The sequence below is a fragment of the Rhodopseudomonas palustris genome (genome assembly GCF_003591005.1).
Classification (GTDB): domain Bacteria; phylum Pseudomonadota; class Alphaproteobacteria; order Rhizobiales; family Xanthobacteraceae; genus Rhodopseudomonas; species Rhodopseudomonas palustris_K.
The window spans coordinates 83,726-107,643 of record NZ_QYYD01000006.1 but is presented as its reverse complement, the minus strand read 5'-3'; the positions used below and the strand labels follow the sequence as shown (position 1 = coordinate 107,643).

The 23,918-nt window shown below is 67.9% G+C and carries 17 protein-coding genes; 4 read left to right on the top strand and 13 right to left on the bottom strand.

Features of this window, described 5'->3' with window-relative positions:
• Window positions 1–17: 17 nt before the first annotated feature.
• The 6 genes from addA to D4Q52_RS07625 all read right to left on the bottom strand — a co-directional run bounded on the left by addA (window position 18) and on the right by D4Q52_RS07625 (window position 12,147).
• Window positions 18–3,518, bottom strand: a complete 3,501-nt coding sequence (gene addA, locus D4Q52_RS07650; RefSeq protein WP_119855957.1) for a double-strand break repair helicase AddA — start codon at window positions 3,516–3,518, stop codon at window positions 18–20.
• On the bottom strand, window positions 3,515–6,658 hold the full coding sequence (gene addB / locus D4Q52_RS07645) for a double-strand break repair protein AddB (RefSeq protein ID WP_119855956.1): 3,144 nt from the start codon (window positions 6,656–6,658) through the stop codon (window positions 3,515–3,517). Before addB ends, addA begins: the two co-directional genes overlap by 4 nt.
• A gap of 68 nt (window positions 6,659–6,726) precedes the next feature.
• On the bottom strand, window positions 6,727–7,449 hold the full coding sequence (locus tag D4Q52_RS07640) for a nucleotidyltransferase family protein (protein ID WP_119856050.1): 723 nt from the start codon (window positions 7,447–7,449) through the stop codon (window positions 6,727–6,729).
• Window positions 7,450–7,697: 248 nt separating this feature from the next.
• A complete protein-coding gene (locus D4Q52_RS07635; protein ID WP_119855955.1) occupies window positions 7,698–8,012 on the bottom strand; it encodes a PilZ domain-containing protein in 315 nt (104 codons plus the stop codon).
• 110 nt (window positions 8,013–8,122) lie between these two features.
• Window positions 8,123–9,640, bottom strand: a complete 1,518-nt coding sequence (gene tsaE, locus D4Q52_RS07630; RefSeq protein WP_119855954.1) for a tRNA (adenosine(37)-N6)-threonylcarbamoyltransferase complex ATPase subunit type 1 TsaE — start codon at window positions 9,638–9,640, stop codon at window positions 8,123–8,125.
• A complete protein-coding gene (locus tag D4Q52_RS07625; protein ID WP_119855953.1) occupies window positions 9,637–12,147 on the bottom strand; it encodes a sensor histidine kinase in 2,511 nt (836 codons plus the stop codon). The genes tsaE and D4Q52_RS07625 overlap by 4 nt, the downstream gene beginning before the upstream one ends.
• Here D4Q52_RS07625 and D4Q52_RS26450 point away from each other — a divergent pair.
• Window positions 12,101–12,298, top strand: coding sequence for a hypothetical protein (locus D4Q52_RS26450; protein WP_182915269.1), 198 nt, complete (start codon window positions 12,101–12,103; stop codon window positions 12,296–12,298). The genes D4Q52_RS07625 and D4Q52_RS26450 overlap by 47 nt on opposite strands.
• Window positions 12,299–12,325: 27 nt before the next feature.
• Here D4Q52_RS26450 and dut read toward each other — a convergent pair whose 3' ends face one another.
• From dut to ubiE, 4 genes are read right to left on the bottom strand one after another with little or no spacing between them, the layout of a single operon-like run.
• Window positions 12,326–12,784, bottom strand: a complete 459-nt coding sequence (gene dut, locus D4Q52_RS07620) for a dUTP diphosphatase (RefSeq protein ID WP_119855952.1) — start codon at window positions 12,782–12,784, stop codon at window positions 12,326–12,328.
• Window positions 12,784–14,250, bottom strand: a complete 1,467-nt coding sequence (gene coaBC, locus D4Q52_RS07615; protein WP_119855951.1) for a bifunctional phosphopantothenoylcysteine decarboxylase/phosphopantothenate--cysteine ligase CoaBC — start codon at window positions 14,248–14,250, stop codon at window positions 12,784–12,786. Before coaBC ends, dut begins: the two co-directional genes overlap by 1 nt.
• A gap of 56 nt (window positions 14,251–14,306) precedes the next feature.
• Window positions 14,307–15,881, bottom strand: coding sequence for a 2-polyprenylphenol 6-hydroxylase (gene ubiB / locus D4Q52_RS07610; protein ID WP_119855950.1), 1,575 nt, complete (start codon window positions 15,879–15,881; stop codon window positions 14,307–14,309).
• Complete coding sequence (gene ubiE / locus D4Q52_RS07605) at window positions 15,878–16,639, bottom strand: bifunctional demethylmenaquinone methyltransferase/2-methoxy-6-polyprenyl-1,4-benzoquinol methylase UbiE (protein WP_119856049.1); 762 nt, start codon at window positions 16,637–16,639, stop codon at window positions 15,878–15,880. Before ubiE ends, ubiB begins: the two co-directional genes overlap by 4 nt.
• Before the next feature lie 282 nt (window positions 16,640–16,921).
• Here ubiE and mutM point away from each other — a divergent pair, with 282 nt between their 5' ends.
• Window positions 16,922–17,803: a bifunctional DNA-formamidopyrimidine glycosylase/DNA-(apurinic or apyrimidinic site) lyase gene (mutM, locus tag D4Q52_RS07600; protein ID WP_119855949.1), complete on the top strand. Its 882-nt coding sequence runs from the start codon at window positions 16,922–16,924 to the stop codon at window positions 17,801–17,803.
• A gap of 207 nt (window positions 17,804–18,010) precedes the next feature.
• On the opposite strand, the gene D4Q52_RS07595 is transcribed toward mutM, so the two are convergent.
• Window positions 18,011–19,372, bottom strand: a complete 1,362-nt coding sequence (locus D4Q52_RS07595; protein WP_119856048.1) for a peptidoglycan-binding protein — start codon at window positions 19,370–19,372, stop codon at window positions 18,011–18,013.
• A 134-nt stretch (window positions 19,373–19,506) separates the two neighbouring features.
• Here D4Q52_RS07595 and D4Q52_RS07590 point away from each other — a divergent pair, with 134 nt between their 5' ends.
• Window positions 19,507–20,307: a HesA/MoeB/ThiF family protein gene (locus D4Q52_RS07590; protein ID WP_119855948.1), complete on the top strand. Its 801-nt coding sequence runs from the start codon at window positions 19,507–19,509 to the stop codon at window positions 20,305–20,307.
• Window positions 20,308–20,522: 215 nt separating this feature from the next.
• Here the strand turns inward: D4Q52_RS07590 and D4Q52_RS07585 are convergent, their stop codons facing one another.
• Window positions 20,523–21,512: an aldo/keto reductase gene (locus D4Q52_RS07585; RefSeq protein ID WP_119855947.1), complete on the bottom strand. Its 990-nt coding sequence runs from the start codon at window positions 21,510–21,512 to the stop codon at window positions 20,523–20,525.
• Window positions 21,513–21,609: 97 nt separating this feature from the next.
• On the opposite strand from D4Q52_RS07585, the gene D4Q52_RS07580 reads away from it, so the two are divergent.
• A complete protein-coding gene (locus D4Q52_RS07580) occupies window positions 21,610–22,515 on the top strand; it encodes a LysR family transcriptional regulator (RefSeq protein ID WP_119855946.1) in 906 nt (301 codons plus the stop codon).
• A gap of 200 nt (window positions 22,516–22,715) precedes the next feature.
• Here D4Q52_RS07580 and D4Q52_RS07575 read toward each other — a convergent pair whose 3' ends face one another.
• Window positions 22,716–23,717: a 2-hydroxyacid dehydrogenase gene (locus D4Q52_RS07575; protein WP_119855945.1), complete on the bottom strand. Its 1,002-nt coding sequence runs from the start codon at window positions 23,715–23,717 to the stop codon at window positions 22,716–22,718.
• Between the last annotated feature and the right edge of the window lie 201 nt (window positions 23,718–23,918).

Genomic DNA, 23,918 nt, shown 5'->3' with positions numbered 1-23,918 from the left:
GGCGGGGTCAAGCACGCTCACGCGGCCGTCAACCGGGTCAGCTCCGCGTCCAGCGCAGGCGCCGAAAGCTCCATGATCTCAGGCACTTCGGTCCACAGCAGGGCGGCCCGGACGGTGCGCTGGGGATAAAGCCGGGCCAGCACGGCGCGGTACAGCGCGAGCTGGCGCAGATAGGCGGGCGGCACGTCCGCCAGGCTGCGCGGCGGGGCGTGATTGGTCTTAAAATCGACGATCAGCACGTCGGTCTTGGTCACCACCAGCCGGTCGATCTGGCCGGACACCAGGACCGGCTCACCATGGCGCTGCAGCCGGCCGACGATCGGCACCTCGGCGCGGCTGCCCAGCGCAAACACCGCGGCGAAGCGGGGATCGCCGATCACCTCGAGCACCCGCGCGGCCAGCGCATCGCGCTCGGGTGCGTCCCAATCGGCCGCGTTGCGGGCGAGGAAGCGGGCGGCGGCGCCGGGCCGCGCCTCCGTCGGCAGATCGGGCAGCGATTGCAGCAGCCGGTGCACCAGCGTGCCGCGCTGCAGGGCGCGGGCGCGCTGCTCGGGAGACTCGCCGCGGCGCAGGCGGCGCTGATCGGCGTCGTCGGAATCGGACGGCCGCAACAGCGGCTCCGGCTCGCGCCGCGCTGGGGCGGATTTATGCAGCCAGACCGGCAGGTCGATCGTCTTCGTTTCGTCCTGCGCCGCGATGGGCGCGACCGTCTCGACGACGTCGTCCTCGGGGCGGCAATAGCGCTTCACCGCGCCATCGGGCGGCGGCACGGTGCGCATCGCCAGACCCGAATTTTCAAGGCCCTTGCTGATCAGGTCGTACCAGGACAGCGCGCGGACGTCGTTGCGATTGCCCGGCATGCAGCCGCCGACGATCAGCCGGTCCGCCGCGCGGGTCATCGCCACGTATAAGAGGCGGCGATACTCGTCCTCGGTCTCGGCGATCATCGCGGCGCGGGCCTGCTCGACGATACGCGGATCATTGGCCTTGCGGCCGGCCCACACCATCGCGGACGGCGCGCCGGGCTGCGCGTTGCCGGCGGGCAACCGGATCAGATTGAGCCGCTGGGTGTCGGCCGGCGACGACGTGGTATCGACCAGGAACACCACCGGCGCTTCGAGACCCTTGGCGCCGTGCACGGTCATCACCCGGACTTCGTCGCGCGAAATCTCCATGTCGCGCTTGATCTCGGTGTCGGCGGCGCGCAGCCATGCCATGAAGCCCTGCAGCGACGGCGCCTGCTTCTGCTCGAAGCTCAGCGCCAATTCGAGAAACTCGTCGAGCGCGTCGTTGGCCTCCGGGCCGAGCCGGCGCAGGATGCGGGCGCGGCCGCTCTCGCGCGCGCCATCGCCGCCGAGCAGCCACGCGTAAAAGCCGAACGGCGTATCGGCCAGCGCCCGCGTCGCGCAGGCGTCGAGACGCTGCTGCGCGGTTGTGAGTTTCGCATCGCCCGCCGCCTTGTCGCGCAGCGCAGCGCGCAGCGAGCCGTTGCGGCGCCAGGCGAGCCGGAACAGATCGTCGTCGTCGAGGCCGAACAGCGGGCTCTTCAGCGCCACCGCCAGCGCCAGATCGTCCTGCGGCAGCAGCAGCGCGTCGGCGAGATTCATCAGATCGATGATCGCGATGTGCTCGGTCAGTTTCAGCCGGTCGGCGCCGGCGACCGGAATGCCGCCGCGCTTCAGCGCCTGGATCACCGCATCGAACGCCGAGCCGCGCCGCCGCACCAGGATCAGTACGTCGCCATAGCTGAGCCGGCGCCGCGCACCGACCGGGCCAGTCATCGTGCCCTCGGCAATCAGCGCGGCGATCTCGGCGCGGACCTTGTCGGCCAGCCGCACTTCGGGGCTGGTCTCCGACACCGCGTCGAACGGCGCGCGCCAGCCTTCAATCGACTGCTTCTCGTCGGGAAGTTCCAGCGGCCACAGATCGATCAGGCTGGGACCGGCATCGTTGAGCGCCTGGTGCAGCGGGTAGCTCGTATCGGCGTGGATGCTGCGATAGATCTCGGGATCGCGGAACACATGATCGACCGAGTGCAGGATGGTGGCGCCGGAGCGGAACGAGTAGTTGAAGCTGACCTTCTCGAAACTCAGCCCGGCGCCGTGGAAGCGTCGCTGCAGCAGGTCGCGGCGCTCGGCGAATTCCTTCGGCACCGCGCCCTGAAACGAAAAGATCGACTGTTTCTCGTCACCGACCGCGAACACCGTGCGCTTGATGCCGTCGCGCGCGCCCTCACCTGCGGTGAACTCCGCGATCAGATGCGCGACGATGTCCCACTGCTTCGGGGACGTATCCTGCGCCTCGTCGATCAGCACGTGATCGACGCCGCGGTCGAGCTTGAAATGCACCCAGCTCGACGCACCGCTGTCGAGCATTTGCAGCGTCTTGTCGATCAGGTCGTCGTAGTCGAGCAGCCCGCGTTCCTGCTTCTCGCGCGCGATCCGTCCGGCGACATCGGCGGCGATCACCAAGAGCGCCCTTGTGCGCTCGCGCATCAGCAGTGCGCGGCGGCGCTCCAGCAGGCCTTCGAGCCGCTCGCCCTCGCGTTTCAGATCCTCGGCAAAGCCGGGCATCGGGTCGGCGATCTTCTTGGTCGCGAAGCTTTTGCGCAGCTTGGCGTCCTTGGTGAAGAACAGCTCGAGATACTTCTCGAGCTGCGCGGTGTCGCTCGCCGCCAGCGCGTCGCGCAGCCGCTGCGCCTGATCCAGATCGGTCTTGCTGCCGCCCTCGAACACGGCGGCGCTGCCGGCCCAGCGGGCGCGCGGCAGATACGGGCCGTCGACGATGTCGCGATCGACGTCGGCGCAACTATCATCGGGCGCCACGCCGAGTGTCGTTGATAACTGCGCCATCGCGCCGTCGACGCCGCCGGCCTGCGCCACCCAGCCGAGGAAGCGGTCGCGGCTCATGCTGGCTTCATGCACCACCTCGCGGAAGGTGATATCGGCCGCGCTGGTCATCGCCAGCGCCAGTGCCTGGCCGGCCGCGCTGCCCGGCGCCGCCGCGGCCTGCAGCAGCACCGCGAGGCTGGCGCGCTGCATCAGCTCGGCCTGGTCGCGATCGTCCAGCACGGTGAAGCGCGCCGGCACGTTGGCTTCGAATGGAAACTGCTGCAGCAGCCGGGTGCACAGCGCGTGGATGGTCTGCACCTTCAGCCCACCCGGCGTCTCCAGCGCACAGGCGAACAGTTTTCGCGCCTGCGCCAGCAGCGAGGGGCCGACCGACTTGATACCCGTCTGGCGAATGGCGTCGGCGAGCTGATCATCGTCCAGCGTCACCCAGCGGCCAAGCGTGGTGAACACCCGCTCCGCCATATTGGCGGCGGCCGCCTTGGTGAAGGTGATACACAGGATGCGTTCCGGCGGCACGCCGTCGAGCAGCAGACGAATGACGCGCTGAACCAACACATGCGTCTTGCCCGATCCGGCATTGGCCGAGACGAACACCGACGCGGTCGGATCGGAGGCGAGGATCTGCCGCTCGCGCGCCTGATCCGGAATGATGCGCGGCCTGCTCATGCGCCCTCTCCTACTCCGCCGGCCGCCGACCATTCCTTGATCCGCGCCAGATCGTCGTAGCGACCGTAGCGTTGCGCCCACATCGACAGCACCAGCGCGTGATAGGGCTGCGCCTCGTCGTCGAAGCGGCGGATCAGGCCGGTGAGTTTGGCCAGCGCCTCGGCTGCGGCATCGTCGGGCTCCTGCGGCTCGTCCTTGCGGTCGATCTTGAGTTCGAGCACGCGCTCGTCGCCCGGCGGCGAGTTGCCGCTGAGCTTGACGTAAGTGAGTTCGGCGACCGAGGCGCCGGCATCGATGCCGTCAAAGCCGCCGGCGCGCAGGATCGCGGCTTCCAGCGTCAGCTGCGGCGACAGCCCCATGCGGACCTGCTTGCCGGTCGGCGGGTTGCCGGTCTTATAGTCGAGAATCGCGTAGTTGCCGTCGGCACGGTGCTCGATGCGATCCGCGCGCGCCGACAAGACAAAATTGCGGCCGCCGTCGAGCGGGATCGACAGCGAACCGCTGCGCTCGGCGATGACGTGGCGCAGATGCGGGCGGCGGTCCTGCTCCCAATTGGCGAACCAGCCGGCGACGCGCAGATAGCGCGGCCACCACAGCGCCCGCGCCTCGGGATGATCCATCAGCGGCGCAAAGTGTTTGGCGCCGATCTCGCGCAGCATCTGCGCCGGATCCTCTGGTAATTCATCGGCGAAGCGCTCGGTGAATTCGCCGAGCGCCTCGTGGATCGCCGAGCCGCGATCGGCCGCCGACAGCGGCATGTCGACCGGATCGAGCGGCGACAGGCCGAGGATGTATTTGGCGTAGATCGTGTAGGGATCGCGCAGCCAGTCCTCTATCGCCGTGACCGACAGTTTCAGCGGCCGCGCCTCGCGCGGCGGCTTCGGCGCCGGCTGCGCGATCGGCCTCACCTCGGCGGGACGATCGAGCGCCTGCGCATAGTCAAGATACGCTTGGCCGCGCTGCTTCAGCGTACCCCACCGCGTCTTGCCGGCAACCGCTTCGAGCCGGTGCAGAAACCGCGACACAACCGCCGGCGCGCCGCCAACCTTGTTGGCATGGGTAAGAATCACTTCGTCGGCGCGGAGCGCCTGCGCGAAGTCGTGCGCCGACAGCCCGATGCGGCGCTCCGGCAGATCGAGGCCAAGCTCGTGACGCATCGGCCGCGACAGCCACGGATCGATCCGCGGCGCCGGCGGCCACACGCCCTCGACCAGCCCGCCGAGAATGACGCGGTCATGCGTCGTCAGCCGCGCTTCGAGCGGGCCGTAGATCCGCAGCGCGGCTTCGGCGAGTTCAGGCCGGCGCACGGTGATATCGCCGAACGCGGTCTCGAACACATCCGGATAGTCGTGCGGCGGCACCGGCACGCCGGCGCTCGGCTCGACTTCGGCGAGGTCGTCGAAGGCGCGCAGCAATGCCGCGCCCTGGCCTTCGAACGCCACGGCGATGCCGTCCGCATCGCTCGACAGCGCTTTGAGCACTTCGCGATGACGCTGGCCGAACACGCACAGGTCGATCGGATCTTTGCCGACGCTCTCCAACGGCAGCAGTGCTGTGCGGAGTTCGTCGATCAGCGCCTGCGCGGCATCGAGCGCGTCATCGCCGAGCCGCGCGCGCGGCTCCGAGGCGTGCAGCGCGCTGAGTTCGCCGCGCTTGTGCTTGGCGAGTTCGGCGCGGAACGACGCGTAGTCCCGCAGCAGCCCTTCGCAGCCCGGCGACGGCCGGGTCCCGCGCAGCAGCGCCAGTTCCAGCGTTTCGATCGCATGCCGCCAACCGCCGGCGGCGCGGCCGAGCCGCAGCAGCGGATGTTTCAGAAGCGCCAGCAGCGTCGGCGGCTCGCAGCCATGCAGCGCGGCCTCGGCAGCGAGCCGCGCGAAAATGCCGGCCTGGGTGTCCATCAGCGAATCGCCGCCGGAATCGTCGACCGGCAGATTCCAGCGGCCGAGCGCGGCGACGACGCGGCGCGCCAGCGCGCGATCCGGCGTCACCAGAGCGGCGGTGCGGCCGAGTTCGGTCGCCTCGCGCAGCGCCACCGCGATCGCCAGCGCCTCGATCTCGGAATTCGGCGCCTCGATCAGCGTCAGCTTCTCAACTCCGGCTTCGATCAGTTGCTCGACCTGCGGATCGGCCAGCCGGTCGTGCCACACCGCCGTCGCGGCCGACGGCCGCATCGCCTCGGAGGCGAGGACTTCGCGGCCCGGCCGCGCGCTCACGCCCAGCCGCCGGACGTCGCGGCGCTGCAGGCCCATCCGCGTCAGCAGGCCATGCATGGCGAATTGCGGATGGTTGGGCGACGGCGGCGTTAGCTGCCTGCCCTGCTTGTCGCGCGTGCCTTCGATCAGATCCCACGCTGCGTCATCGAGCTCAGTGTCGAGCCCCGGCAGCACCACGGCGCCGTGCGGCAGCCCGGCGATGGCATGCAGCAGCCGCGCGGTCGCCGGCATCGAACCGGTCGAGCCGGCGGCGATCACCGGCCCGCCCTGATGCGCCGCAAGGCGGCGGGTTTCGGCCTCGATCAACAGATCGCGCCGCGCCGCCGGCTCGATCCGGTCGGTCTCGCGCAGATGCTGCGGCCACCACTGGCCGGCGATCTTGAGGAAGTCGAGCGTCAGCTTCCAGTAGCGGTCGAACGCATCCGGCACCAAGCTATCGAGCTTGGTCCAGTCGACGCCGCGCGTCGCCATGTCGTCGATCAGCCGCGCCAGATCGTCGGCCAGCGCCAAAGTCGAGGCCGGGCCACCGATGACGAGCGGCGCCTGATGCGGATCGCCCGGCCGCAGGCTCTTGGCCCAGACGGCGATCAGCTGCGACAGCAGCAGCCGGCGCGGCAGGCCGTCGAGCGCGGGCGGAATTTCGAGATCGGCAACGCCTTGGGCCGCCTGTGCGAACGCCAACTCGTCCTCGTCGATGCCGCCGAGCGCGACGATGCGCGGCAGCAGCACGGCGTCGGTCCCGAGGACGTCCAGGAAGATGTCGCGCGCCAGCCGTCCGGCGCGGCGGGTCGGCAGATAAAGCGTCGCTTCGGCCAGCCGCTCGGGCTGGGTGCGGACCGAAAAGCCCTCGATCAGTTCGCCATCGACCAGCGCGGCAATTGTCGAGCGCAGAAACGGCGCGGAAGACGGAACACTGAAAACGCGCATGGACACCCTGATTCGCCGATCCGGCGATCATGCCATGGCGGCGCACCGCACGGGAGGTGCGGCGGCCCTCAGGCGACGCTGGCGAGATAGGCCCGCTCGGCCGCCGCGACCGCATCCGGCGTGCCGACATGCATCCACGTGCCGTCGAGCCGCAGCCCGAACAGCCGGCCCTGCTCGGCCACCTCATCGAACATCTTGGTCAGCGAAAATTCGCCCCGCGGCGCGTCGGCGAAGATCGCCGGCGACATGATGGCGACGCCCGCATAAACGAACGGCGTCACCTCGTTCTCCTTGCGCTTGCGCAAGGACCCGTCCGGCGCCATTGCAAAGTCTCCCTTGCCCGCATAGCCGATGCTGCCCGCGGTCGGCGCCATCAGCAGCAGGATGTCCATCCGGGCCGGGTCAAACGCATCGGCAAGCCGCGCGAGATTCGGTCGCACGCCGTCGATCCACAGCGTATCGGCGTTGAGATGATAGAACGGCGCATCGCCGAGCAGCGGCAGTGCCTTGACCACGGCCCCGCCGGTGCCGAGCACCATGTCGCGTTCATCGGAGATGATCACCTTCGGCGCCGTCCGCGATACGACGTGATCGATGATCTGGTCCGGCAGATAGTGCACGTTGACCACGGCTTCGGTCACGCCGGCCTCGGCGAGCCTGTCGAGCACGTGGTCGAGCAGCGGCTTGCCGGCGACGCGCACCAGCGGCTTCGGCTTGTTGTCGGTGAGCGGGCGCATGCGCAGGCCGAAGCCTGCAGCAAGCACCATGGCGCGGGAAGGTTGAACGGACATCATCGCTCGCGTTTCGGACCGGATCGGATCGGTGCGAATCGATTGTATCACGCAGCGGCGACCGGTGTATCAACGGTCCTTGGGTAGTCGCCAACCATGACGACGGTGCGACACCACGACCCGCGCGAAGCCGCTTCCGCGAAACAGTGTAGAGCGTTTTCGAGCGGAGTGGATACCGGTTCGCGTGAAGAAAACGCGTCAGAAGAAAGATTTAGAGCTCCGGTGATTCTATCAGAACCGGAAAAGCTCTAGGCGGTTGCGGTTCCGGCGCGGCTGCTCGGGCGCTTCTTTTTGTCATGGCGCAGGAAGCTGACGCCGATCTGGTCGCCATTGACCCAGCTCAGCGCGCAGCGCCGATAGGCCAGCCCGGTCGACGACAGCAGCAGGAAGAATTCCTTGAGGTTGAGGCCGTCGACGGCGCCCTCGATGGTGAGCTTGCCGCCGGCTTCAGAGACGTCCTCGAGCAGGCAGGGCCGGCGCCAGGTGCCGTCGATCGCCATCATCTGCGCCCGGATGCCGCGTTCGAACACGACGCGGCCGTCCTTGTTCCGTTCACCAACCATGAGGTCCCTCGCCCCGACGCAGCGACCAGGCGTGCGATTTACGGGAAGACTGTCGAGGCGTCGAGGGTAGGGAGCGGTCGCCTAATATCGGGTAAAACCTGTCGCTGAAATCACCGTGGAGGCGGCACGTGAGCGTCGGACCAGGCCTTCAGTTCAACCAACGACGGGTGCGCCAGCGAACGCATCAGATAAGTCCAGATCCGCGGCTGATGCTTCAGGTAATGCGGCTTGCCGTCGCGCCGGTTGAGCCGTGCGAAGGTGCCGAGCAGCCGCGTGTTACGCTGCGCCGACATCAGCGCGTAGCGCTGGGCGAAGCGGGCGGGATCGAACCTCGGGTCGGCGGCGATCCGCGCCTTGATGTAGCGGCCGAACAACGCCAGCTCGAGCGATTCGGGCACGTCGATCCGCGCATCCTGCAGCAGCGACACCACGTCGTAGGCCGGCGGACCGAGCACGGTGTCCTGAAAATCGATCACACCGACCTTCGCGATGCCGTCGCGCTCCTCCAGCCAGATCAAGTTCGGTGAGTGATAGTCGCGTAGTACCCAGGTGTGTGGCTCGTCGGCGAGGCCGCCCAGCAGCCGGCGCCACAGCGCGACGAAATCGGCGCGGTCGCTGGCGGCGAGCGCGACGCCCCGATCGGGCAGATACCATTCGGTCATCAGCCCGACCTCGATCAGCATCGCCTCAAGGTCGAACACCGGGATGGCGTAGTTGTCCTGCGGCAACGGCAGCGTGTCGGGCAGCGCCTGGCCATGCAGCGTCGCCAGCAGATCGGCAGCGGCCTGATAGCGCTCAGCGATCGGCGCCGGCGGCGATCCGGTGACGACGCCTTCGCGGCCGAAATCCTCGGTGATCAGGAAGCCCGAATCGAGATCGGCGTGCAAAATCGCCGGCGCCGAGAAGCGCCGTGCGTGCAACCCGCTTGCGATCGCCACGAACGGCCGGACGTCTTCGGCCAGATGCACTGCAGCGCTGTAGCTCTTGCCGGCGTACAGCGCGGGACCATCGGGCCGCCGCGGCGCATTCATCAGGATCAGCGATTGGCCGTCCTTGATCAGCCGCGCGTAGGACCGTGTCGAAGCGTCGCCCGGCATGTGGCGGCGGTCGGCCTCCGCATAGCCGGAAGTTTCGATGAAGCTGCGCAGCGCCGCCAGCCGCTCGACCTGCGCGGCGGCCTTGCCGTGGCCGGTGATTTCTGCGGCGCGGGCCAGCGAGCCGAGCGCCGGACGATGGCTGAGCGCGATGTCGATGCGGTCGTCCGGCATCGCGCCGGGCGCCCGCTCCGGCCATTCGATCAGCGCCACTGCGCCGTCCGGCAGCGGCGACAGCCCGATCTCTTCGAGCTCGCCGGGATCTTCGATGCGATACAGATCGGCGTGGAGCAGCGGAAACGGCGGCAGCTCGTAGCTTTGTACCAGTGTGAAGGTCGGGCTCGGGACTTCGTAGTCGTCGTCTCCGGCCAGATAACGGATCATTGCCCGCGCCGCCGCGGTCTTGCCGGCGCCGAGATCGCCCGACAGCGTGACGACATCACCAGGGCCGATCAGCAGCGCGATCTCCGCCATCAGCCGCGCCGTCGCCGTCTCGTTGGCGAGCGCGACCGAGAATGTCGCCGGCGCCGTCATTCGGCCGCGTTACGCTGCGCGGTCTGGTCGATCGGAAATTCGCACACCACCGTGGTGCCGTGCCCGACCACCGAATCGACCTGGACCTTGCCGCCGTGCAGTTCGACGAAGGATCGTACCAGCGCCAGACCAAGGCCAGGGCCGCGATGCCGCGAGCCCTGGGAGTGGCTTTCGAACCAGTCGAACACCTTGTCCTTGACGGCCGGATCGATGCCGGGGCCGGCGTCGGTGACCGAGAACACGATGCGGTTGCCGGCTTTGCGCACCGCCAGCTTCACTTCAGCCTGCGGCGGCGAGAAGCCGACCGCGTTGGCGAGCAGATTGTACAGCACCTGCACGACGCGGCGCTCGTCGCCGACAAAGCCCTCGATGCTCGGATCGACGTCGATATCGAGCGTGATCTGGTCGCGGGCGAGGCGATCCTGGATGCCCTCGACCGCCGCGTCGATGGCGCGGCGGATATCGATCGGGCCAAGATTGAGCGTCATCGCGCCGGCGTCGATGCTGGCGAGGTCGAGGATGTTGTTGATGATCGCCAGCAGCGCATTGGTCGAGGTGGTGATGTAGGCGAGGTACTCGGCCTGCTTGTCGGTGAGCGGGCCGGTGCTCGGATCGCTAAGGAAATGCGCGAAGCCGATGATCGTGGTCAGCGGCGAGCGCAGTTCGTAGGAGACGTGATGGACGAAGTCGATCTTGATGCGGTCGGCGGTCTCCAGCGCCTCGTTGCGTTCCCGCAGCGCGCGCTCGACATTCTCGGTGTCGGTGATGTCCTGGAACGTCAGCATCGTGGCGCCGTCGGGCAGCGGCATCGTCTTGCACGACAGCACCGAGCCGTCGCGGCGCTCCAGCTTCAAGAGCACGTTGCGGCGATCGTCGATCCCGGTGATGGCGCTGCGCAGCGCCTGCCAGCTTATCTCGTCATCATAGAGCGGCCGACACCAGTCCTCGACGGTTTCGATGTGCGGCCGGCTCGCCAGCGCCTCGGCCGACAGGTTCCACATCCGGGTGAATGCCGGATTGAACAGTTGCGCGCAGCCATTGCTGCCGAACACCGCCACCGCCTCGGTCAGATTGTCGAGCGTCTCGCGCTGGACGTCGATCAGCCCGCCATAGCGGCGCTGCAGATCGAGGCTTTCGGTGACGTCGTCGAACAGATAGGTGACGCCGCCTTCCTGATTGGGCGTGGTGACGATGCTGATGGCGCGGCCGTCGGGCAGATACCAGATCGCCTTCTCGGCTTCGACCGCCCGATAGGCCTCGTGGAGCTTGTTTTTCCACGCCTTGAAGTCGCGCTCTTCCGGCAGTTTGCGCGCGGCGCGCAGCCGGTCGAGGACGCTGGAATCATCCGGATGGCTGTCGAGGAAGGCGCGGTCGAGATCCCACAGCTTGCGATAGGAGTCGTTGTAAAATGCCAGCCGCCGCTGCGCGTCGAACACCGCGACGCCGGACGACAGCTGATCCAGCGTGCGGCGGTGCGCGTCCGCCATCCGCACCAGCGCGGCGCCGAGCGCCGCGGCCTCGCTGGAATCCACCGCGATGCCGGCGCTGCCATGAGCGAGCCGCAGCGCTCGCACATCGAAATAGCGGCGCTCGCCGCGCACCACGATCGGCAGCCGCGCAGCAAATTCCGACTCCTCGTGCAGGGAGCGGGCGAGATTGCCGCGGTCGTTGCTGTCGAGCAGTTCGAGATTGCGGCTGACCGCATCGGCCGGACTGCCGGCGTCGGTGGCCCGCGCGTAGGCGGCGTTGGCGAAGGCGAGTTCGCCCGACGCGCGGCGCGTCCAGATCGGCCACGGCGCCGCTTCGGCGAAGCCGCGCAGCATCTCGGTCTCGTCCTGCAGCGCCTTGTAGCGCCGCGACATGTCGGCCAGTTCGCGGCGCACGCCGCTGAGTTCGCGCAGCCGCAGGATGGCCTGGCCGCCGATGGCGCGGCCCATCGCCTCGATGGCGCGGCCGGTCGACGTGGTCAGGTGCAGGAGGAAGGCTTCGCCCTTGTCGAGCAGCGCGTCGACGGCGTGATCCATCTGCAGCGCAGGCTCGGGTGGCAGCCACGTGCCGAACGCCAGGATGCGCTGCGGCTTGGCGCCGTGCGGCTCGTGCGGCAGCAGCAGCGCGATGTCGCCGCTGATCTGCGGACGATCATCGCCGGCCGGCCAGGAGATCAGCACCTGAGGTTCCACGAACAGCAGCGCGCGCAACCGATCCGATTCCGCCTGCAGGGTCTGGACGTCGGTCCGCAGCCGGGTTTCTTCCGCCGCAGCGCGTTGCCGCGTGCGCATCAGCAGGATCGCCGACACCACCGAGAAGCCGAGCACCGACACGGCCATCGCCAGCGTCACCAGCTCGTGCCGGCTGAAATCTGTGATCATGCGGGACGTGAGTGCGGCGAGATGCTCGTCGGCCCACGCCGGCGTCGATGCCGCTAGTAAGCCAGCCCCTGCGGCACCGCGCACGAGTGACGTGCACGACAAGCAGGCCCGACGCATCGACCCCAATACGTCTGACATGGATTGCCCCAACCACTCGACGCGATCGCAGATCGTCAACGCCGCCGCCGAATCGCTCGACAATATCCTGTTCGCAACTTGGCGGGTAAGAGTCCAGACCGTGAACGTCGCGAGGGCGGGTGACGAAACGGCGAAGTATATTTTTAACTGACAAATCGTCGCTCGCTTGACACAAAATCTAGCGGCCGGTCGAGCCGAAGCCTCCCACACCGCGCGCCGTCTCGGACAATTCTTCCACGCTGATCAGTTCGGCTTGCACCACCGGCGCGATCACCATCTGGGCGATGCGCTCACCGCGCCGAATGGTGAAGGGCTCGGTGCCGTGATTGATCAGCAACACGCCGATCTCGCCGCGATAATCAGCATCGATGGTGCCGGGCGCGTTCAGCACGGTGACGCCGAACTTGGCGGCAAGGCCGGAGCGCGGGCGCACCTGGGCCTCGTAGTTCGTTGGCAGAGCGATCGACAATCCTGTCGGTACCAGCGCGTGGCGTCCTGGCGCCAGCACCAGCGGCGCATCGTCCGGGTTGGCGGCGCAGAGATCAAGGCCGGCCGCGTGCACGGTCTGGTACGACGGCAGCGGCAGGTCGGCGGCGTGCGGCAGTTGCTTGATCTCGACGGCGACGGGTTTGCTCATCAGGCGTGTACTTCCGAGTCTTGTATTGAGTCTTGTTCCGTCACCTGCGCGATATGTTGCACCAGCGCCCGCGCGACGTCGTCTTTGGTCATCACCGGCCACGAATCGATCTCGACGGCGTCGCCGGATTTCATCAACAGATGCACGGTGTTACGGTCGCCGCCCATGACCCCGGTGGCGGGCGAAACGTCGTTGGCGACGATCCAGTCGCAGCCCTTGCGGGCGAGCTTGGCGCGGGCGTTGCCCAGCAGATTCTCGGTCTCGGCCGCGAAGCCGATCACCAGCTTCGGGCGCTGCTCGGTGAGCTGGGCAATTGTCGCCAGGATGTCAGGGTTCTCGGTGAGTTGCAGCGGCGGCGGGCCGCCGGTCCCCTTCTTGATCTTCTGCTCGCCTTCGCTGGCAACGCGCCAGTCGGCCACCGCGGCGGCAAAGATCGCGACGTCGGCCGGCAATGCGCTGCGTACGGCAGCGAGCATTTCACGCGCCGACTCGACACGCGTCAACGTGACGCCCTCGGGAGCGGCGAGATCGACCGGGCCTGATATCAGTTCCACCTCGGCGCCGGCGCGCGCCGCGGCAGCGGCGATCGCGTAGCCCTGTTTGCCGCTCGAGCGATTAGCAATGTAGCGCACCGGATCGATCGGCTCGTGCGTCGGACCGGCGGTGATCAGCACCCGGCGGCCCCGCAGCGGCCGCGGCGGCGGTGCAAAAAGTGCCTGTGCGGCGGCGGCTATTTCGATCGGCTCGGCCATGCGGCCGGTGCCGGCCTCGCCGCGCTCGGCCATCTCGCCGGCATTCGGGCCGACCATGGTGATGCCGTCGCGCTTCAGCTGATCGACGTTGCGACGCGTCGCCGAATTATTCCACATCAGGGGATTCATTGCCGGCGCCAGCAGCACCGGGCGATTGGTCGCCAAGAGGATCGCGGTGGCAAGATCGTCGGCGTGGCCGCCGGCCATCTTGGCCATCAGGTCGGCGGTGGCGGGCGCGACGACGATCAGATCGCAGTCGCGGGCGAGACGAATGTGGCCGGCGTCGAACTCACTCTGCGGATCAAACAGATCGGTGTAGCAGCGCTGGTGCGACAGCGCGCTGGCGGTGAGCGGACTGACGAATTGCTGCGCCGCCTTGGTCAGCACGACGCGCACCTCGGCGCCGCGCTCCTTCAGCCGGCGGATCAGGTCCATCGCCTTGTAGGCCGCGATGCCGCCGCCGACGATCAGCGTGACGCGCGCTGCGGACGGCCGGGCGGAAGCAAGGACCGAGTGATCGTCGGACGTTATGTCGTCCGGAACGGTCTCGCCGCCGGCTTGAGACAAGCCCGGCGCAAAGCCGTGGCGCTGATGCACGGCATCGCGCAGGATCACCCGCACTTCGTCTTCCATCGACCGGCCATTGGCGGCGGCGCGCTGGCGCAGCTCGGCCTTCAGCATCTCGTCGAGTTTGCGGATCGTCAGGTTTGCCATGGTGGGAAGCTACCGCTCGTATGCACTGCTAGCAAGCCCTGACAGCAATGCCAGCATTACAGCCGCGACATCGCGATGAGAACGCCAATGAACGTCACCGCAATGATCCACAGCGCGACGGTGCGGCCGCGGGTGCGACGGCGTTCGGAGTGGCCGATCGCCGCGATGGTCTCCGGCGCCAGCACCAGCCCGTCCTTGGTCATCACTTCGAGCTGGTTCAGCACGGTGACGGCGCGCGACACGATGGTCGGCAGGCCGCTCAGCGTGTGGCCGAGTTCGCCGGCGCCGGTGAGCGCGCCTTCGACCTTGCCGACCGGACCGAGGTTGCGCTGAATCCATTCGCGCACCACAGGATCGGCGACCTTCCAGATGTCGAGCTTCGGATCGAAACTACGCGCCACGCCCTCGACCACTACCATGGTCTTCTGCAGAAGAATCAATTCAGGCCGGGTGCGCATGTCGAACAGCCCGGTGACCTCGAGCAGCAGGGTCAGCAGCTTGGCCATCGAGATTTCCTCGGCCACCCGATTGTGGATCGGCTCGCCGATGGCGCGGATCGCCTGCGCGAAATTCTCGACCGAATGATGCGGCGGCACGTAGCCGGCCTCGAAATGCACTTCGGCGACGCGGCGATAGTTGCGGGTGATGAAGCCCAGCAGGATCTCGGCGAGGAAGCGCCGCTCCTTCGGCAGCAGCCGCCCCATGATGCCGAAATCGACCGCGACCAGCTTGCCCTGCGGATCGACGAACAGATTGCCCGGGTGCATGTCGGCGTGGAAGAAGCCGTCGCGCAGCGCGTGGCGCAGGAAGCTCTGGATCACCTTGCGGCCGAGCGACACGGTGTCGACATTGGCCTCGGCGAGCCGCTTGTGATCGTTGAGCGGAATGCCGTCGATCCACTCCATCGTCAGCACGTTGTGGGTGGTGCGGTCCCAGTCCACCGCCGGCACCCGGAAATCCGGATCGTCCTTGATGTTCTCGGCCATCTCGGAGGCGGCCGCGGCTTCGAGCCGCAGGTCCATCTCCATCGCCACCGAACGCGACATCGTGTTGATGACTTCGACCAGCCGCAGCCGCCGCGCCTCGGACGAATACTGCTCGGCCTTGTCGGCGACGAAGAAGAAGTCCGACAGATCGCGCTTGAAGCGCGCCGCCACATTGGGACGCAGCACCTTGACGGCAACCTGCTTGTGCACGCCGCCAACCTCGACGACGCCGCGATGCACCTGGGCGATCGAAGCCGCGGCGACCGGCGGCGACAGGCTGACGAAGGCCTGCTCGACCGGCCGCTCCAGCGAGGCGGCGATCACCGCGTTGGCTTCGTCCTGCGAGAACGGCGGCAGCCGGTCCTGCAAGGCTTCGAGATCGCGCGCCATCGCCACGCCGACCACGTCGGGCCGCGTCGCCAGAAACTGTCCGAGCTTGAGATAGGCCGGGCCGAGCCGCGTTAGCGCGCGCGACAGCCGTGCGCCCGATTTGGCGCCGGGCCGCTCGATCAGCCGCGCCAGCCGCACCGGCAATTGCCCAGCCGGCGGAATCAGCGCCGGATCGACCACGCCGAACACGCCTTCGCGCGCGAACACGAAGGCGGCGCGGGCGAGCCGCGCCACATGCGTCAGGGCTGCGATCACAAACGCCAGCCCGAATGCATCGCCACGATGCCGCCGCTCATGATCTGCCAGTTGACCCGCGCGAAGCCGGCGTCGCGGATCATCTCGGCGAAATCATACGGCCGCGGGAATTTGCGGATCGATTCGACCAGATACTGATAGCTGTCGGCATCGCCGGTGACGACGCGGCCGATCTGCGGGATCACCTTGAAGGAAAACAGGTCGTAGACCTTGGCGAGGCCCGGCACGTCGACGGTCGAGAACTCGAGGCACAGGAAGCGGCTGCCCGGCTTCAGCACCCGGTAGGCTTCCTTCAAGGCGAGATCGATCCGCGGCACGTTGCGGATGCCGAACGCGATCGTATAGGCGTCGTAACTCTTGTCGGCGAACTGCAGCGCTTCGGCATTGCCCTCGACGAACTCGATGCGATCGTCGAGGTGGCGCTCGGCGGCGCGCTGGCGGCCGACCTCGAGCATGTCGGTGTTGATGTCGCAGACCGTGGCGTGGAAGCCGGCGCCCGAGGCCTTGGCGGCGCGGAACGAGATGTCGCCGGTGCCGCCCGCGACGTCGAGCAGCCGGAACGGCGTGTCGTCACGCGGCGGATTCAGCGTCGTGATCATCGCGTCCTTCCACAACCGATGCATTCCGCCCGACATCAGGTCGTTCATCAGGTCGTAGCGGCTGGCGACGCTGTGGAACACGTCGTTGACCAGCGTCTGCTTGTCGTCCAGCGGCACGTCGCGATAGCCGAAATGCGTGGTCTCGTTCGGCTGAGTCATGGTGGTCACTCCTGCGCGCGGAGGTCTTTCCGGGCCAAAGCCGCCCGAAACGCGAAAACCCGCTCCGCGGCGCACCATATAGCGCGCCGAGGCGGCAGGCGCTATCACCTGAATGCCCTAGCCGCCGGGCGGATTGGCGGGCCTCCGACTGCCCTCACCCCGTCATTGCGAGCGCAGCGAAGCAATCCAGAGCCGCAGACGGCGCCCGTCGCTGGATTGCTTCGTCGCTACGCTCCTCGCAATGACGGGGAGAGTGTCCCGCCTGGATCGAAAGAGCCCAAGATGCCCGAACTTCCCGAAGTCGAAACCGTCCGCCTCGGCCTCGCGCCGGCCATGGAGGGATTCCGGATCGAGCGGGCGGTGGCGAACCGCGCCGATTTGCGGTTTCCGTTTCAGCAGGACTTCGTGTCGCGGCTGACGGGGCAGACCATCACCGGACTCGGGCGGCGTGCCAAATATCTGCTGGCCGACCTCTCTTCCGGCGAAGTGCTGCTGATGCATCTGGGCATGTCGGGCTCGTTCCGCGTCGTCACCGAGGGCGGCGCCGCGACGCCGGGCGAGTTTCACCATCCGCGCAGCGAGGACCGCGCCCACGATCATGTGGTGTTCGAGATGTCGAGCGGCGCCCGGGTGATCTTCAACGACCCGCGCCGATTCGGCTTCATGAAGATCTTCGCCCGCGCCGATATCGACGACGAGCCGCATCTCAAGGGCCTCGGCCCGGAGCCGCTCGGCAACGCCTTCGACGCCGCGATGCTGGCCAGGGCCTGCGCCGGCAAGCAGACCAGCCTGAAGGCCGCGCTGCTCGACCAGCGCGTCGTCGCCGGGCTCGGCAACATCTATGTGTGCGAGGCGCTGTGGCGCGCGCATCTGTCGCCGAAGCGCAAGGCCGCGGCGCTGGCCGACCGCAAAGGCTCCCCGACCGACCGCGCGCTCCGCCTGACCGACGCAATCCGCGACGTGCTGCACGACGCGATCAAGGCCGGCGGCTCGTCACTGCGCGACCACCGCCAGACCTCCGGCGAACTCGGTTACTTCCAGCATTCCTTCGCGGTGTACGACCGCGAGGACGAACGCTGCCGGACGGAAGGCTGCAACGGCGTGGTGAAACGCTTCGTGCAGAACGGGCGATCGACGTTCTGGTGTTCGGTTTGTCAGAAGTAGTTGCGTAGACGCCGTGCTCGGCTCGCCCTCACCCCAACCCTCTCCCGCAAGCGGGAGAGGGAGTTCCGCCGCAAGTGGGGTTGATGTCGTGCATAAACTTGGGCGCTGCGGGATGACATCGTTGTCGCCCCAAGCACGGCCGGCTCCCTCTCCCGCTTGCGGGAGAGGGGTGGGGTGAGGGCGACGCGGGGAGTGAGTCCGCCGCAATTATTTCCGCACGCAGATCACGCGCACAACGCTCGCTTTGGCGTCGCCGGCCTCTGTGGTTGGCTTGACATTGGCGCTTAGCAAGAACTTGCGCACCGCCTCCGCATCGACCAGCATGGCTTGCGTCGCAACGACGCCGTTCGCCGGGCCGGCGACCTGCGGCGGGCGGAGCAGCGCGAGGCCGGCGAATTTGCCGTCGGCGTCGCGCGCGGGAGCGCCAGAGAAGCCGAGGCCGGGGGGCGGCGACAGCGCGAGCCCGCCGGTCCCGACCGGCGTGACGCTGGCGCGCGCGACGCTGACCGCGGCGCCGCCGCCCTGGCTCTGCGGATCGGCGATGCCGACGAGATCGACCGTCGCCGGCGCCTTCGCGGCGGCGAGCGCCAGCGGCTTCAACCCGCGGGCGCCATAAATCCGCAGCAGCGCGAGGTCGTGCGTTTTGTCGGTCGCGGCCAGATCGGCATTGCCGTGGCCGGCGACCACGATCGACACGCAGGCATCGACCGCCTCGCGGTCGGCCAGGATGGCGCCGTCGTCGCTGACGATCGCGCCGGTCGAGTACTCCACCTTCTTGCGCGGCGGCGGGCCGGCCAGCACGCCGGCCGGGAACGGCGTGAACGCGCTCGACATCACGATCACCACCGGCTCCATCGTGCCTTCGGTGGCCTGATCGTACAGGATGGTGAGGATGCGCACCTCGGCGTCCTTGAAGGCGCCGCGAATGTAGAATTTCTTCTGGCCCTGCAGGCCGGACAGCACGAAGAAATCCGGCTTGACTGCGCTGTAGCTGAGCTGGCGGCCGGTCTGCTTCTTCTCCTGATCGGCGAGTTTGGCGGTGGTGACGCCGGCTTCCTTGCGCCGCGCCAGCGAGATCTGGATGGTGCCGGTCGCGGACGACCATTTGCTGCCATTGGCGTCCGAGGTTTGCTGCGGTACCAGCTTCGCCGGAATGCCGAGCCGCGCCCCGGTGACCATATCGGTCACAAGCTTCCAGCCGACATTGCCCTGCAGTTTGCGCGCCGCCTCGGCGAGCTGGGCGCGCTCCTGCGGATTGAGCACGCCGGTCTGCTTGGCGCCGTGATCCTTCTGAAACGCCTTGATGGCCGCCACCATGCGGTCGGACGCCTGACCGTCGATCACGCCGTTGTAGGCGCCGATCCAGGCCAGATCCGACTGGATCGCCTGACGCTCCGCCGGCGTCATTGCGGTGACGGTCTCACCCGGGGTTTGCAGCGCCGGACGGATCGGTGTGGTGGCGACGGGCTTCGGCTTGACGCCGGGCACGGCGGACGGCGCCGGTGCGGTCTGCGCAGCGGCCCCGGTCAGACCCGCGATCACCAGGGTTGCGGCCAGTATCGATCTCATGACAATTCCCACCCGCATCGCGCCATGGTTGAGCTCGGCGCAGATAATCATAGATGCTTGGTCAGAAACAACGGTCGACGGGTTCGATGCGTGCCGTCAGACGCTCGTCCGAGAGTGAAGGACACATCCCCATCATGCTGAGTGCCGAGGAGCTGGAGCGCTACGCCCGCCATATCGTGCTGCGCGAGGTCGGCGGGCCTGGTCAGGCGGCGCTTCGCAACGCGCGCGTGCTGGTGATTGGCGCCGGCGGACTCGGCGCGCCGGTGCTGATGTATCTGGCGGCGGCCGGTGTCGGGACGTTGCATGTCGTCGACGACGATGTCGTGTCGCTGTCGAACCTGCAGCGGCAGATCATCCACGCGACGCCCGATGTCGGTGCCCGCAAGGTCGACAGCGCTGCAGCACGAATCGCGGCGCTCAATCCGCATGTCACGGTCGTGCCGCACGCGACGCGGATCAATGCGGCGAATGCGTTGGAGCTGATCGGGGCCTGCGACCTGGTGCTCGACGGCTCGGACAATTTTGCGACGCGCTATCTGGTGGCGGACGCCTGCTACCTCGCCAAGAAGCCGCTGGTCACCGCGGCGCTCGGCCCGTTCGACGGTTCGCTGACGACGATCCGGGGGCATGAAACCAACGCCGCCGGCGAACGCAACCCGACCTATCGGTGCCTGTTTCCCGAAGCGCCGCCGCCCGGCACGGTGCCGGCCTGCGAAGAGGCCGGCGTGATGGGCGCGCTCGCCGGCACGCTCGGCTCGATGATGGCGCTGGAAGCGATCCGCGAGATCGTCGGCTTCGGCGAAGGCCTGGTCGGGCGGCTGCTGATGATCGACGCGCGCAGCATGCGATTCGAGACGCTGCGCTACGGCCGCGACCCGGGCAATCCGCTGAACGGGAATGCGCCGAGCATCCGCGATCTGAGCGCGCATCGATAACGGACTCACTGCCTGGGGCGCCCTCACCCCAGCCCTCTCCCGCAAGCGGGAGAGGGAGCGCGCTGCGGGCGCGGCGAGGCTTTGCACTATCCGAAATCACTGAACTATCAATCTTGAATCCGAGTTCATCAACTCCCCTCGCCCCGCATGCGGCGAGCCCCCTCTCCCGCTTGCGGGAGAGGGTTGGGGTGAGGGCGACGCGGGTGCAGCGCCTGTTACTTCTCGCTATCCAGGAATGCCATCTGCACGTCTGGATAGCGCGTGCCCATTGCGGCGTCGCGCGGCATTGCGGTGGTGAGGGCGGCGAGATGTGCGGGCGTCAGCTCGACATCGAGCGCGCCGAGCGCTTCCTGCAGCCGCGGCACGGTGCGGGCGCCGATCAGCGGCACGATGTCGTCGCCCTGCGCCAGCACCCAGGCGATCGCGATCTGCGCCACCGAGGCGCCGAGGCCGTCCGCGATGGTGCGCAGCTTCTCCACCAGCGCCAGATTGGCGTCGAGATTGGCACCCTGGAAACGCGGGCTGTGGCTGCGATAGTCATTGGCGGCCGGCGGCTTCGACAAATGGCCGCCGATCAGCCCGCGCGACAGCACGCCGTAAGCGGTGATGCCGATGCCGAGGTCGCGGCAGGTCGGCAGGATGTCGTCCTCGATGCCGCGGGTGATCAGCGCGTATTCGATCTGCAGATCGGCGATCGGATGCACCTTGGCGGCGCGGCGGATGGTGTCGCTGCCGACTTCCGACAGGCCGATGCCGCGGACATAACCGGCCTGCACCAGGTCGGCGATCGCCCCGATCGTATCCTCGATCGGCACGTTCGGATCGAGCCGCGCCGGGCGATAGATGTCGATGTGATCGACGCCGAGCCGTTGCAGCGTGTAGGCGAGGAAGTTCTTCACCGCCGCGGGGCGGCCGTCGAAGCCGGCGAAGCCGCCCTGCGGATCGCGCAGCGCGCCGAATTTGACGCTGAGCTGCACCGCGTCGCGGTTGCGACCCTTCAGCGCCTCGCCGATCAGCATCTCGTTGTGGCCCATGCCGTAGAAATCGCCGGTGTCGATCAGCGTGACGCCGGCATCGAGCGCGGCGTGAATGGTGCGGATGCTTTCGGCGCGGTCGGATGGGCCATAGAGGTCCGACATGCCCATGCAGCCGAGGCCGAGGGCGGAGACGAGCGGGCCGGCGGTGCCGAGTTTGCGGGTGATCATCGCGGAAGTCCTTTCGGGTTGATGTGCCCGATATGGTCGACGCAGCGGCATGCGATAAGCTGGACAATGCCGGATAGACTGTTCAGGATATCGAACAATGACCCAGATCGATCTGCGCGACCTCTCGGCGTTCGCGGCGGTGGCCCGGACCGGCAATTTCCGCCGCGCCGCGCTGGAGCAGCGGGTATCGACCTCGAGCCTCAGCCAGCGGCTGCGGGAGCTCGAGGACGGCCTCGGCGTGCGCTTGCTGCACCGGACCACGCGCAGCGTCGCGTTGACGGAAGCCGGCGAACTGCTGCTCGGCCGGATCGGCCCGATGCTGCGCGACATCGATGCCGCGGTCGACCAGGTGCGCGGACTACGCGCGGTGCCGTCCGGGCGGCTGCGGATCAACGCGCCGGCGCCGGCCGCCGAACTGGTGCTCGGCCCGATGCTCGGGCCGTTCCTCGCCGCGCATCCGCTGATCGAACTCGAAGTGATCGTGCAGGCCACGCTGATCGACATCGTCGCGGCCGGCTTCGACGCCGGCGTGCGCTATGGCGAACACCTGGCGCAGGACATGGTAGCGGTGCCGCTCGGGCCGCCGCAGCATTACGTCGTGGTGGCGACGCCGGACTATTGGGCGCGGCACGGCACCCCGCGGCAGCCGCAGGATCTGCTCAATCACCGCTGCATCGGCATTCGCTATGAGAGCGGCGCGGTGCCGGATTGGGAATTCGAGCGAGACGGGCGCACGGTGCGGATCGCGCCGCCCGGGCCGCTGCGGGTCAATTCGATCGCGCTGGCGCTGCGCGCGACACGCGACGGGTTGGGTGTGACGGTGAGTTTTCTGGACTATGTGCGCGACGATCTGGCGGCCGGACGGTTAGTCAGTGTGCTCAGCGACTGGTGCGACCCGTTTCCCGGCCCGTTCTTGTACTACCCGAGCCGCCGCCAACCGCCGCCGGCGCTGCGCGCGTTCATCGATTTTGCGGCGGCGTGGCGGAAGCGGGAGAGTCGCTGAGTCAGTGCCTGGGGCGCCCTCACCCCAGCCCTCTCCCGCAAGCGGGAGAGGGGGCCCCGCTGCGGTCGGGGAGAGGCTTTACATCTGTCGTGAGTCCGAAATCATCAATCGCCATCTCCCCATGCACCGCGAGCCCCCTCTCCCGCTTGCGGGAGAGGGTTGGGGTGAGGGCGACGCGGGCGCTGAGCTGATTAGTTCGCTTACAGCATCCCCGGCAGCACGCGGTCCGGTGGCTTGTGGTTGTCGAGGAAGGTGCGGATGTTGATGATCACCTTCTCGCCCATCTCGACGCGGCCCTCGATGGTGGCCGAGCCCATGTGCGGCAGCAGCACGACCTTGCCGTGCTTGGCGAGGCGGACCAGCTTCGGGTTCACGGCGGGCTCGTGCTCGTAGACGTCGAGGCCGGCGCCGGCGATGTCGCCGCTCTCGATCAGGCGGGTCAGCGTCTCTTCGTCGATCACTTCGCCGCGCGCGGTGTTGACGATGAAGGCGTCCTTGCGGATCAGCTTGAGCCGGCGCGCCGACAACAGATGGAAGGTCGCGGGCGTGTGCGGGCAGTTGACCGAGATGATGTCCATCCGGGCCAGCATCTGGTCGAGCGAATCCCAATAGGTCGCGCCGAGCTCGTCGGCGATCCGCGGCGCCACCGGCTTGCGGTTGTGATAATGGATCTGCAGCCCGAAGGCGCGGGCACGCCGCGCCACCGCCTGGCCGATCCGGCCCATACCGATGATGCCGAGCCGCTTACCGCCCAGCCGGCGGCCGAGCATCCAGGTCGGCGACCAGCCGGGCCACTCGCCGCCGTCGGTGAGCAGCGCCGCGCCTTCGATCAGCCGCCGCGGCACCGCGAGAATCAGCGCCATCGTCATGTCGGCGGTGTCTTCGGTCAGCACCTTCGGGGTGTTGGTGACGGTGATGCCACGGGCGTGCGCGGCGGCGACGTCGAGATTGTCGATGCCGTTGCCGAAATGCGCGATCAGCTTGAGCCGGCAATCCGGCTGGTTCAGCATCTCGGCCGTGATGGTGTCGGTGACGGTTGGTACCAGAATGTCGGCGGTGCGTGCCGCTTCGGCGAGCTTCTCGGCCGACATCGGCTCGTCGTCGAGATTGAGCCGCGCGTCGAACAGTTCGCGCATCCGGGTTTCGATCGAGTCCGGAAGCTTGCGGGTGACGACGACCAGAGGCTTCTTCTTAACCGACATTCACACGCTCTCTGCCGAGTCTGGCGCGACTGTTTAGTCGGCGTTAACCGACCTGTTCGACACTCCCGCTACAGCGCGACCGCAGGGGCGGGTCCCTTCCGTTCGGTCCCTTCACCAGCTCGGGGTCACCGGATGCCTTCCGGCTTTCTCTAGCAGAAGACCGCGCCAAGACAAGGACCCCACTATCCGGCTGTGGTTTCC

What these genes read in the sequence shown, in the direction of transcription:
- addA (WP_119855957.1), bottom strand. Translation starts at nt 3,518, where the DNA reads ATGAGCAGGCCGCGCATCATTCCGGATCAGGCGCGCGAGCGGCAGATC.
- addB (WP_119855956.1), bottom strand. Translation starts at nt 6,658, where the DNA reads ATGCGCGTTTTCAGTGTTCCGTCTTCCGCGCCGTTTCTGCGCTCGACA.
- D4Q52_RS07640 (WP_119856050.1), bottom strand. Translation starts at nt 7,449, where the DNA reads ATGTCCGTTCAACCTTCCCGCGCCATGGTGCTTGCTGCAGGCTTCGGC.
- D4Q52_RS07635 (WP_119855955.1), bottom strand. Translation starts at nt 8,012, where the DNA reads ATGGTTGGTGAACGGAACAAGGACGGCCGCGTCGTGTTCGAACGCGGC.
- tsaE (WP_119855954.1), bottom strand. Translation starts at nt 9,640, where the DNA reads ATGACGGCGCCGGCGACATTCTCGGTCGCGCTCGCCAACGAGACGGCG.
- D4Q52_RS07625 (WP_119855953.1), bottom strand. Translation starts at nt 12,147, where the DNA reads ATGTCAGACGTATTGGGGTCGATGCGTCGGGCCTGCTTGTCGTGCACG.
- dut (WP_119855952.1), bottom strand. Translation starts at nt 12,784, where the DNA reads ATGAGCAAACCCGTCGCCGTCGAGATCAAGCAACTGCCGCACGCCGCC.
- coaBC (WP_119855951.1), bottom strand. Translation starts at nt 14,250, where the DNA reads ATGGCAAACCTGACGATCCGCAAACTCGACGAGATGCTGAAGGCCGAG.
- ubiE (WP_119856049.1), bottom strand. Translation starts at nt 16,639, where the DNA reads ATGACTCAGCCGAACGAGACCACGCATTTCGGCTATCGCGACGTGCCG.
- mutM (WP_119855949.1), top strand. Translation starts at nt 16,922, where the DNA reads ATGCCCGAACTTCCCGAAGTCGAAACCGTCCGCCTCGGCCTCGCGCCG.
- D4Q52_RS07595 (WP_119856048.1), bottom strand. Translation starts at nt 19,372, where the DNA reads ATGAGATCGATACTGGCCGCAACCCTGGTGATCGCGGGTCTGACCGGG.
- D4Q52_RS07590 (WP_119855948.1), top strand. Translation starts at nt 19,507, where the DNA reads ATGCTGAGTGCCGAGGAGCTGGAGCGCTACGCCCGCCATATCGTGCTG.
- D4Q52_RS07585 (WP_119855947.1), bottom strand. Translation starts at nt 21,512, where the DNA reads ATGATCACCCGCAAACTCGGCACCGCCGGCCCGCTCGTCTCCGCCCTC.
- D4Q52_RS07580 (WP_119855946.1), top strand. Translation starts at nt 21,610, where the DNA reads ATGACCCAGATCGATCTGCGCGACCTCTCGGCGTTCGCGGCGGTGGCC.
- D4Q52_RS07575 (WP_119855945.1), bottom strand. Translation starts at nt 23,717, where the DNA reads ATGTCGGTTAAGAAGAAGCCTCTGGTCGTCGTCACCCGCAAGCTTCCG.